This window comes from Arthrobacter sp. NQ7 (assembly GCF_029581595.2).
Lineage (GTDB): Bacteria > Actinomycetota > Actinomycetes > Actinomycetales > Micrococcaceae > Arthrobacter > Arthrobacter phenanthrenivorans_B.
Genome location: NZ_JARFXU020000061.1, coordinates 1 through 577 on the forward strand (window position 1 = coordinate 1; position 577 = coordinate 577).

The following is a 577-nucleotide window of genomic DNA, read 5'->3' on the forward strand; positions in this document are numbered from 1 at the left end:
CGGTTGAAGATGCTCCCGCGTGGAAGCCCGCCCGCAGCTCCTACGAGTATGCGGCGGCCAGGACCGGAACCGATCCGGGCAGCATGCTGCTCGTGGCCGTGCACCCTTGGGACATCCACGGCGCGGCTCGGGCCGGGCTCCGAACGGCGTGGCTGAACAGGACCGGGGACAACTACCCGGCCTATTTTGAAGCCCCCGACGTCACCATTTCCGCGCTGACCGAGCTGCCGCCCGCCTTGGCAGCAGACGCCTAAACAAGACCCACCACCGGCAGCAGGGCCAGCCGGGCAGGGAATTTAATACCCAAGCCTCGTCTTGCCGCTAATACGGGCCCTTCTACAAACGCCCATGCCAGGAACAATCCCCGAGACATTCAAGGACACTTTCATGCCCAATCTCGAACCCCTCTGGACCTCTCTCCGTATCGGCCCCACCGAACTACCCAACCGCGTCGCTCTGGCGCCGATGACCCGTGTCAGCGCCACCGAGGACGGCCACGCCACCGGGCGCATGGCATCCTATTACTCCCGCTTCGCGGCCGGCGGCTTCGGCTTGCTCATCACTGAAGGCATCTACA

2 protein-coding genes are annotated in these 577 nt (G+C 64.8%); both read left to right on the forward strand.

From position 1 onward, the window contains the following. A partial coding sequence (locus PUN71_RS23030) for an HAD family hydrolase (RefSeq protein WP_277800615.1) occupies window positions 1-254 on the forward strand: 254 nt, incomplete at its 5' end. 133 nt (window positions 255-387) lie between these two features. Beyond that, a partial coding sequence (locus tag PUN71_RS23035) for an oxidoreductase (protein ID WP_502861379.1) occupies window positions 388-577 on the forward strand: 190 nt, incomplete at its 3' end.